Annotated in this window: 8 protein-coding genes; 1 reads left to right on the forward strand and 7 read right to left on the reverse strand. The window is 48.4% G+C overall.

Annotated elements, in window-relative coordinates:
- Nucleotides 1-108: 108 nt before the first annotated feature.
- The 7 genes from secA to WBM30_RS04330 form a co-directional block, all read right to left on the reverse strand.
- Nucleotides 109-2,658 (reverse strand): preprotein translocase subunit SecA, encoded by a 2,550-nt coding sequence (secA, locus tag WBM30_RS04300; protein WP_424899538.1) that lies wholly within the window; start codon nt 2,656-2,658, stop codon nt 109-111.
- 228 nt (nt 2,659-2,886) lie between these two features.
- Nucleotides 2,887-3,444 carry a ribosome hibernation-promoting factor, HPF/YfiA family gene (hpf, locus tag WBM30_RS04305; RefSeq protein WP_106449327.1) on the reverse strand — a complete coding sequence of 186 codons (558 nt, stop codon included), beginning with the start codon at nt 3,442-3,444 and terminating at the stop codon, nt 2,887-2,889.
- Between the two features lie 126 nt (nt 3,445-3,570).
- Nucleotides 3,571-4,260 (reverse strand): ComF family protein, encoded by a 690-nt coding sequence (locus WBM30_RS04310; RefSeq protein ID WP_424899539.1) that lies wholly within the window; start codon nt 4,258-4,260, stop codon nt 3,571-3,573.
- Nucleotides 4,232-5,602, reverse strand: coding sequence for a DEAD/DEAH box helicase (locus tag WBM30_RS04315; RefSeq protein ID WP_424899540.1), 1,371 nt, complete (start codon nt 5,600-5,602; stop codon nt 4,232-4,234). Before WBM30_RS04315 ends, WBM30_RS04310 begins: the two co-directional genes overlap by 29 nt.
- An 89-nt stretch (nt 5,603-5,691) precedes the next feature.
- Nucleotides 5,692-6,279 (reverse strand): RNA 2',3'-cyclic phosphodiesterase, encoded by a 588-nt coding sequence (gene thpR, locus WBM30_RS04320; protein ID WP_424899541.1) that lies wholly within the window; start codon nt 6,277-6,279, stop codon nt 5,692-5,694.
- Between the two features lie 122 nt (nt 6,280-6,401).
- A complete protein-coding gene (locus WBM30_RS04325; RefSeq protein WP_424899542.1) occupies nt 6,402-7,268 on the reverse strand; it encodes a DegV family protein in 867 nt (288 codons plus the stop codon).
- A 68-nt stretch (nt 7,269-7,336) separates the two neighbouring features.
- Nucleotides 7,337-8,848: a UDP-N-acetylmuramoyl-L-alanyl-D-glutamate--2,6-diaminopimelate ligase gene (locus WBM30_RS04330; RefSeq protein ID WP_424899543.1), complete on the reverse strand. Its 1,512-nt coding sequence runs from the start codon at nt 8,846-8,848 to the stop codon at nt 7,337-7,339.
- Nucleotides 8,849-9,000: 152 nt separating this feature from the next.
- On the opposite strand from WBM30_RS04330, the gene WBM30_RS04335 reads away from it, so the two are divergent.
- Nucleotides 9,001-9,672, forward strand: a complete 672-nt coding sequence (locus WBM30_RS04335; protein ID WP_424899544.1) for a YigZ family protein — start codon at nt 9,001-9,003, stop codon at nt 9,670-9,672.
- Nucleotides 9,673-9,809 lie beyond the last annotated feature (137 nt).

Genomic DNA, 9,809 nt, shown 5'->3' on the forward strand with positions numbered 1-9,809 from the left:
AAAACAAGCTACTGTTTTTTATCCCGACCCTCCTCGATTGGCGCTGTATCCGATTAGTGTTATTGACTTGCTTTTTTTGGCTGAGCTGTGAATTGCGCAGACAGCTGGTTATTCTTCGGTGGGCGACTCTTGTTTTTCTGCTGCTTCAGCCGCTTGTTTGGCTTTTTGGATTTCCATCAGTTTTTGCATTCTCATTGCGGCAATCTGGGCTCTGCGCGCCTGTTCCTGTTGCTCCGTTTGGGAAGCGACTGTCTCACGCGTCGGCATGATGTTAGAGCCTTGGCCTACTGATTGTCGTTGCAGATTTTGGCGGATTTCCGATTTCATCACGATACGGGTGACATCATAGTCGATGGTGGCGATCATTTCTTGGAAACGATCATAGCCTTCGGTTTGGTACTCGGTCAACGGATTGTTCTGTGCGTATGAACGCAAGCCGATCCCTTGGCGCAGCTCATCCATATTATCGATGTGATCGGTCCATTTGCTGTCCACGACCCGCAGGATGACGACTTTTTCGAACTCCAATATTTGTTCCGGACTCAATTGTTTCTCTTTTGTCTTGTAAACTTCCATTGCGCGTTCCACCAAATATTCCTCGATTTCATGCGCAGTTTTGCCTTCCAGATCGGCTAAACTGACGCTGTCGGGATGCACAAGGGCAGCTCCGGCAAAATCGCGGATCCCTTGCAGGTTCCAAGTGGTCTTTTCACCGATGGTATGCGTTTCGACCACACGCGCAATCGCACGTTTAATCATAGCTGTTGCGACATATTTCAACGATTCGGTTTCGTTGATGACTTCCAGACGCTGTCCATAGATGATTTCACGTTGTTCACGCATGACTTCATCGTATTCCAGTACGTTTTTACGGGTATCGTAGTTATTGCCTTCCACTCGTTTCTGGGCTGATTCCACTTGTTTGGAAAGCATTTTGCTTTGGATGACCACATCTTCTGCTTCATCATCCAAATTCAATTTGCTCCAGACTTGTTGGATGCGTTCCGATCCGAAGCGTCTCATCAAGTCGTCTTCCAGCGACAGGTAAAATTGCGTTTCGCCGGGATCCCCTTGACGGCCGGAACGTCCACGCAGTTGGTTATCGATCCGGCGTGATTCATGGCGTTCGGTACCGATGACGCAGAGACCGCCTAATTCCTTGACGCCTTTACCTAGCTTGATGTCGGTACCACGGCCGGCCATGTTGGTGGCGATCGTGACGGCTCCGGGTTGACCGGCCCCGATGATGATTTCCGCTTCCCGGAAATGATTTTTGGCATTCAACACTTGGTGCGGAATGTTTTCTTGGCTCAACATGTGCGAAAGCAGCTCCGAAGTTTCCACTGCTACGGTACCGACAAGGATCGGTTGCCCTTTAGTATGTCGCTCTTTGATGTCGACGACAACAGCCCTGAATTTGCTCTTCAAGGATGGGTACAACAAATCCGGAAAGTCGTTACGGACGATCGGTCTGTTTGTAGGAATCGAGATAACGTTCATGTTGTAGATTTCCCGGAATTCTTCTTCTTCCGTTTTCGCCGTACCGGTCATACCGGACAGTTTTTTGTACATACGGAAATAGTTCTGGAAAGTGATGGTGGCCATTGTTTTCGATTCATTTTCGATTTCGACGTTCTCTTTCGCTTCGATGGCTTGGTGAAGTCCGTCAGAGTAACGGCGGCCTTCCATGATCCGGCCAGTGAACTGGTCAACGATTTTTACTTTTCCGTCTTCCACTACGTAATCGATATCCACAAGCATGATGAAGTTCGCGCGCAAAGCTTGATCCAAATGATGCACCAAGCGGGTATTATCCACATCGTACAAGTTCGGTAAATGGAATGTTTTTTCGGCTTTCTCGATGCCTTCATCCGTCAATGCGATTGATTTGGATGTCAAATCGATCGTATAGTCTTCATTCTCTTTCAATCCTTTAACGAAGAAATCGGCTCTGTTATAGAGTGCTGTCGATTTTTCGGCTTGTCCGGAAATGATCAATGGTGTACGGGCTTCATCAATCAAGATCGAGTCGACCTCATCGACGACCGCAAAGTTCAACGGGCGTTGCACCATTTGATTTTTGTAGACGACCATGTTGTCGCGCAAATAATCGAAGCCCAATTCATTGTTGGTGCTGTAAGTGATGTCGCAGTTATAGGCTTCTCTTTTTTCTTCCGAAGACTTTCCGTTTGTGTTCAAACCAACAGTCAACCCCAGAAAACGGTACAATTCGCCCATCTCGACCGCATCACGGCTTGCCAAATATTCATTGACTGTGACAACGTGCACACCTTCGCCAGATAAGGCGTTCAGGTAAACAGGCATCGTCGCGGTCAAGGTTTTACCTTCACCGGTCTTCATTTCAGCGATATTGCCTTTATGTAGGGTAAGCCCCCCCATAATCTGCACTTTATAAGGATACAGTCCCAAGACGCGTTTTGCGCCTTCGCGGACTATCGCAAATGCTTCTGGCAGAAGCTCATCCAAAGACTCCCCTTTTTTATAGCGTTCTTTATACGATTCGGTCAGCTCGCGCAATTCTTCATCATCCAAAGCGGCCATTCGATCCGCGTAGGAGATGACTTTATCCGCTACTCCTTCCAAGGAACGTAGCTCTTTCTTATCATTCTCGATGAGTTTCTTTAAAAAGTTGGCCATTCTATATCTCCTCTTGCTGTCTGATTTCATTCCAGCAATCATTTTCACTGGGTATGCATTCGTGTATAAGTCTTGCGTTGCTGATGCAAAAATAATTCTTTTATCTCTACTATTCTATCATTACTTTTAATTAATGTGAACTACTCCCCATCAACAAAACCTTACACCTGTTGCCAAAAAAAAAAGCCCCCCGCCGTTTATTAGGGGCGGGGGAAGTTATTTTCAGATTTAGTCAGTTTCGATCAGACCGAATTTGCCGTCTTTTCGGCGGTACACGATACTTGTGCCGTTCGTTTCAGCATCTTCGAAGATAAAGAAGTTGTGTCCAAGCATATTCATCTGTAATACAGCTTCTTCACTGTCCATCGGTTTGAGGGAAAGACGTTTAGTGCGGACGATTTCAAGCGGATTCTCATCGTCTTCCATTTTTTCTTCGATCAGATTCGGCTCGTTACCGATATCAAATCCTCTCTCTCTGGATTTGCGGTGAATCTTCGTCTTGTACTTACGGACTTGGCGTTCAAGTTTGTCCACGACCAAATCGATGCTTCCGTATAGATCGTTGGAAGTCTCTTCGGCTCTTAAAACCAGGAAAGGTAGCGGAACCGTAACTTCCACCTTAGCAGATTTTTCGGCTGGGAATGGATATACTTTCAAATTGACATGCGCAGTTGTTTCAGGCACGTTGCTAAAGTATTTTTCCAGTCTGCCTAATTTTTTCTCGGCGTAGCTGCGAATCGGTTCTGTAACCTCAATATTTTCTCCTCGGACATTATACTTAAACATAGCACTCTCTCCTTTCGTCTGACGCATCGTCAGATAAAGACAACCCTCACCTATGGACCACTCATAGGGGGTTTCTTTAACTTCATTATAATGTAAGCGCCTTAACATTTCAATGTTTATGATTACTTATCTTGCAATTGTCACGGAACGCACCAATCTGAATCCTTGCTTGTACAGCAGGGCTTTCGCATGGTAGAGCGTTCTTCCGGTAGTATAGACGTCATCAAAAAGAATAATTTCCTGCTGAAGATATTTTTTGTGCTCATCCAACATAAAAAATGGTTGCGTTGTCATCAGTCGTTCTTGCCTGTTTTTTTCGGACTGTTTTTCGCCGGCATGCTGGTTTTCCAGGAATTGCACGTAGCGGATTCCTGCTTGCTTCAGCATCTCCTCGCATTGACTGAATCCCCTTTCCTCGTAACTCGCGCGAGATATCGGCAACGGGAGGAACAGTCCCTTAGGATGCGCTCTTTGGAGAGCCCTCAGCTCATTCCTGAACGCTCCGGCAAGACGGTAATCGCCTTGAAACTTGTAGCGTTGCAGCCAGTCCTTCACGACACCCGTGTAGGCATAGCAGGCGTGATGCTCAAGCGTCAATTCCGGATAGCGGCAGCTCCACCTCCGGCAGTCCTCGCACAACTCCGTGGCTGTTTGCGGCCGCATGCAGCCCGGGCAGCATGTTTGACCGGCTAAACGCGGCAACTTTTCATCGCAGGATCGGCAGATTGTTCCGTAATCTTTTTTCCCGAAGCTGAAAAGTTCCTGGAGAGTCAAAAATTCGCGGATCTCATTTTGGCAAAACAGGCATTGACCCATTCAACAACCCCCTTTTCCCCGCATCCCGATTCATCAAGCGGATTTGCCGGACCGCCCCCTGTATGGCTTTCGTTTCGCCGTCGTGCGCAAAACAGACCCATCCCGTCGGAAAATCTTTGTGTCTGCCTGCCCTGCCGGCAATCTGCACCAATGACGCTTCCGTGAAGACCCAATCTTCCGCGCCAAGCACGATGACATCGATGTCCCGGAAAGTTACACCACGCTCCAATATGGTCGTCGTCATCAAAAAATCATACTCCTCCGCTCGCATCCTTCTCACCTTCTCCTCGCGCTCAGGGTCGCTCGCCGAAACGCAGGCGAACTGCTTATTCGGAAAAAGTTCCCGCAACCATCCGTCCAGCTCTTCCATCAGTTGGATATGCGGCAAAAAAAGCAGAAAGCGCCGATTCGTTTGGAGCTGCCTTCGGATCAATGTAAGGAATCGAGCCGTTTTCTTTTTGGTGATGGCCTTGCGCCAGTTCCCGACCCACAGGCACTCTGGTTCGGGCAACGCAAATCCGTGATAGCGGGCAGGCAATACAGTCGCTGCCAATCTGCCGCGCTTGATGTCATTTTGCATATCCCGAGACGGGGTCGCCGTCAAATAAATAAGCGCGCTCGCTTTTTTTCTGGATTTTTGCGCCCCAAATTGGAGGCTCACTTCGTTGTTGTACGGGAAGGAATCGATTTCGTCGATGATCAGGAGATCGAACGCTTCCCGGAAACGCAGCAGTTGATGGGTCGTGGCGATGACGAGCGGTGTGTAGCTGTAGCCCTCCTCATTGCCTCCATACAGCAAGGCCAAAGGGACGTCCGGGAAAGCGCGCTTGATACGTGGGGCCAGTTCCAGACAAACATCCACACGCGGGGAAGCTAGGCAGACTCTCCCGCCTTTGCGCAGACAGGCTGCAATCCCTTCAAAGATCATCTCGGTCTTCCCAGCACCGGCAACGGCCCAGATCAGGCGAGTCTCTTCAGAATGGACCGTCACCACGATTTCATCCGATGCACGTTTCTGTTCTGAAGACAATTGGCCCGTCCATTGCAGAATCGGTTCATGGGGCCATACGAACGAGTTGCTTTCCGGCAAATGATAGAGGGCTGTACAACATTTTATTTTCCCCATGTTCAGGCAACTTAAGCAATAAACACAAGCAGTGCCGCAAGAACATGGCGCTGACTGGAATTTTTTCCGGTTCTGGTTTCCGCAGCGGGAACATGTCAGCTTCCCGTTCAAGCTGACTAAACCGGGTCGTTTCTCAGCCAGATCCAGCAGTGCTTTGTCTGCATTGCGACACTCGCTCCTCGTCAATTCCCTGCCGTAAAGTTCCTTTCCGTCCATGCCATCCTCTCCTTCCCTGGATAGCATACGCAAAAAAAGCCGCCACTCTTCCGCTGACTATACGAAGAATGACGTCTTTCTGTTTCCGGTTAAGGATTTATTGGTTTGCTGGATGCTGACTGAATGGTCTGACCTTTGAACGGGAAATCAACAATAGGGCGGTAAACCAGCTTTCCGTTCAACCGCACACTTTCGAACAGCGTCAGCGCGGTGACCGGAATTTTCTGTTCAGAGGGCAGCGGCACTTTGCTAAGTGTTTCCCACTCCTGCGACAGTATGATCCCCCGACCGAGCGTGAGGTGCGGAATGAAGGCAACATCATCAGCCAATATCATTTTTTCCTTTAAAAAGGCAGCATTAAGTTGTTCATAAAGGTGGTGGAGGTGGTTGTTTTCTTTGATGCCCAGCCAGATGATCCACTTGTTTTTTTTGAAAAAATAACCCAATCCATTGGGTTTGATCAGGAACGGCACCTGGTCTGCGGTGAAGCAGATCAGCGCAGCTTCAATCGCACTTTGCTGTTCCGGATTCACTTCCCCAATAAAACGAATCGTCAAATGAAAGTTGTCCGGATCCGTGAATGATCCTTTGAGGCTGGCACGTTTCACTTCTTCCTGAACGGTACCCAGTTGTTCTTTGATGACTTCAGGTAATCTGACGCCGATAAATACTCTCACAAAAACACCCCCGCTATCTGTTTAAAAACAGTCAGAAATTTTCCCCAGAAAAAATAGGAAGGCCAGGACCCAAATGGCCCTTCCTTCCGGATGAATGTATAATTGCCGTAATGACTTATTGCCTATAACGGAAAGCTCGATTCGGTATCTTCCGTCCAGGTCAATCCCAGAGCACCCTCGCCTAAATGCGTCCCGATGACAGGGCCAAAATAACTCAATTCGAACCTGATGTCCGGAAATTCTCCTTGGAGATGTTCCAGCCAAGCTTGCCCTTTTTCGGGAATATTCCCATGGATAACGGTTGCGATGATCGGATAATCCGTCTTTGAAGCCGTCTGGCCCAACAGTTCTTCGATCCGTCGCAACGCCCTTGCGTTGGTTCTGATTTTTTCGAAAACGACTATCTTTTTGTCCGAAAAATGCAGCACTGGCTTAATCTTCATGATGGAGCCTATGACAGCCGCCCCACCGGATAATCTGCCGCCGCGCTGCAGGTTCATCAGATCGTCCACCATAAAGTAAGCGCGGGAACGTTTTTTCATATGGTTCAATCGCGCGATGATCTGCTCCGGTTCAATACCGGCAGCAGCCAACCTTGCCGCCTCCAAGACGAAGCGAGCCTGGACGTAGCAGCTGATTTCAGAATCGAAGGGATGGATGTTGAATTCAGGATATTCTCTGCTTAATGAGGCAACATTCTGGTACGTACCACTTATGCCGCTTGAGAGGTGGACACTAATGATTGCATCATGTTCCATCGCCAGTTCTTCATACAGCTCATGCATAGCACCCACTGCTGGTTGGGAGCTCTTCGGGAAATCTTCAGATGATTTCATCAAGGCATAAAAATCCTCAGCAACCAAATCTATTTCTTCTTCATATGATTTTTCTCCGATATTCACGACTAATGGTAGCATATGAATATGATGCCGCTGGCGTATTTCAGCCGTCAGATAAGCGGTACTGTCCGTTACTACTGCAATTTTCATGGAAATCCTCAAACTTTCTGCTCGTTATTTAGCGTAACCACCATATATTATGCGGTAATTCTCTACTTTTAGGCTTTGTCGACAGACCTCTTGTTGCGCAATCCAATCGCTTCAGCCGCCACTTCACTGTCCAACAGTCGGATCATTCTGCCTTTGTCGTTGTAGTCAGCCTCATGCCCACGCCCCAGCAGGATGACCGTATCTCCCGGTTCTGCGATGGTGATCGCGTGCAAGATGGCTTCCTTGCGGTTTTCGATATATTCATAGTTGTCCTTTTCAATGCCGGTAAGCATCATTGAGATGATCTGTTCCTGCGGTTCTTTCCCGGTATCATCCGTAGTCAGGACCACATAATCGGAGAGTTCCGTACCGATGCGGGCCATGATTGGGCGTTTCTCATGCTCCCGTTCCCCAGCGCCTCCGAAAACGGAAATGACTCTGCCTTGGGTGAACTCGCGCACCACACTCAATACTTTTTCCATCGCATCGGGCGAATGGGCAAAATCGACGTAGACACCTATGTCGTTCGCGCCAGGGACAATCTCCAATCTGCCTGTAACACCAGCCAATGACGCGACCGCTTTTGATGCATCCTCCAACGGAATGTCCAGAGCATAAACAGCCGCCAGCGCAGCCAATGTATTGGAAACATTATAAAGCCCCACCAAGTTCGTCACGACCGGATACCGTTCCCCATTTACGACCAGATTGAAGCGGGTCTGCGTCCGACTGTATGTGATATCCGCTGCAAAGAAATCAGCCGTTTCATCCTTCACGCTGTAAGAAATGACTTCTGCCGCCGTAGCGATGCGATAGCTGTGGATCGTTTCATCATCCGCATTCAGAACCGCCGTTTTCGTACGTCCGTTTTTGCGGCCGTTCCCTAGTTGGGAGAAGAGCAGTTTTTTCGCTTCGGCATAGGCTTCCATCGTGTGATGGAATTCCATGTGTTCATGCGTCAAGTTTGTCATGATTGCGACATCCATATCAAGCCCCCACGCTCTGCCCATTTCCAAAGCAATCGAGGAAAGCTCCAACGTGAAGTATTCCGTCTTCTTCTCAACCATAAGGTGCAGGGCTTTTTGCATCGTAATACTGTCGGGCGTCGTATTTTTCGTTTTGTGCACTTCGTCGCCGATATGCATTTCGATGGTGCCCATCAACCCAGTTTTTTTATCCATCGCCTTAAGGATGGCTTCCACCAAATATGTCACTGTCGTCTTTCCATTGGTCCCTGTGACGCCGATGACTTTCATCGTCTCACTCGGGTAAGCATAAAAGTGATTCGCAAGAAGGCTCATCGCTTTGTCCGTATCGGGAACATATACAACCGGGACAGTCGCTGCCAATCTTTGGATATCCTTATGGGCAACAATCAAACCCGCACCGTTGGCGACCGCCTTCTCAACGTAATTGTGGCCATCGACTTGCGTACCATCGATACAGACAAACAAGTCCCCCGATTGGATATCGCGGGAATCCTGACTGATTTTTCCAATATTCAAATCGGGATCCAAGCTCCCAACAACTTTTTTCATCTTGAGTACATCGATTAAATCTGTAGCTTTCACGCAGATCACCTTTCCATCGACCCCTATGGCCGTTTGGTCTATTCCATCTAACAATACCACAAATGGAAATGTTCGGAAAGTCCCTTTCCTCGTTAGTGGCCTGTCATCCGACGGTCGCTGTGGTAAAATGAGATTGAACAACATATTGGGGGCTATAGACTATGCTGACAACCTATCACACTATCGCAGAAAGCGGCGTTACAGAGATCATCATCAAGGGCTCCCGCTTCATCTGCAGCCTCAAACGTGTCCATTCCGAGGACGAGGCCAAAGAATTCATCCAAGCCATCAAAAAAGAGCACTGGAAAGCGACGCACAATTGTTCTGCTTACCTGATCGGCGACCACAACGATATCCAGCGCGCCCATGACGACGGGGAACCATCCGGAACAGCTGGCGTCCCGATGTTGGAAGTGCTCAAGAAAAACGATCTGCGTTACGTCGCAGCCGTCGTCACTCGCTATTTCGGCGGGACAAAGCTCGGTGCCGGCGGATTAATCCGCGCCTACAGCCGTTCTGTATCGACAGCACTGAAGGACATCGGCATCGTTGTCCGCAGCCTCCAGACAAAAGTCGGCTGCATCGTTTCCTATTCCGCATCCGGAAAATTGGAGAATTACTTAGCGCAATCGCCCTATACTCTGATTGAGGCCCAATACACCGATCAGGTTTGTTTTTTATGCGGTATCCCTACGGAAGACATCAGCCATTTCCAGAGCACTATTACGAATGTCATGAACGGCCGTGTTGTCTTTGAAATCGGCGAAGAGGATTATGTGGAGAGCCCGGTCTCTCCAGCTTACGATGATGCTGATGAAGGAGAAATCGAATAAATCCTGAATAAAAAAATGAACAAGCGCGTGATAGCCGATTTGATAAGCTCCCAATAAAGTAGACAGTAGAAATAACAAAAATTTCTATTCTACTTTATTGGGGGTTTTTTTATGCGAATAAATAGGCGTTGGACTGT

The sequence above is a fragment of the Trichococcus sp. genome, from assembly GCF_049684335.1.
Classification (GTDB): domain Bacteria; phylum Bacillota; class Bacilli; order Lactobacillales; family Aerococcaceae; genus Trichococcus.

Bases quoted from the DNA above. Each gene is read 5' to 3' on its own strand.
- secA (WP_424899538.1), bottom strand. From the start codon at position 2,658: ATGGCCAACTTTTTAAAGAAACTCATCGAGAATGATAAGAAAGAGCTA.
- WBM30_RS04325 (WP_424899542.1), bottom strand. From the start codon at position 7,268: ATGAAAATTGCAGTAGTAACGGACAGTACCGCTTATCTGACGGCTGAA.
- WBM30_RS04335 (WP_424899544.1), top strand. From the start codon at position 9,001: ATGCTGACAACCTATCACACTATCGCAGAAAGCGGCGTTACAGAGATC.
- WBM30_RS04315 (WP_424899540.1), bottom strand. From the start codon at position 5,602: ATGGACGGAAAGGAACTTTACGGCAGGGAATTGACGAGGAGCGAGTGT.
- hpf (WP_106449327.1), bottom strand. From the start codon at position 3,444: ATGTTTAAGTATAATGTCCGAGGAGAAAATATTGAGGTTACAGAACCG.
- WBM30_RS04310 (WP_424899539.1), bottom strand. From the start codon at position 4,260: ATGGGTCAATGCCTGTTTTGCCAAAATGAGATCCGCGAATTTTTGACT.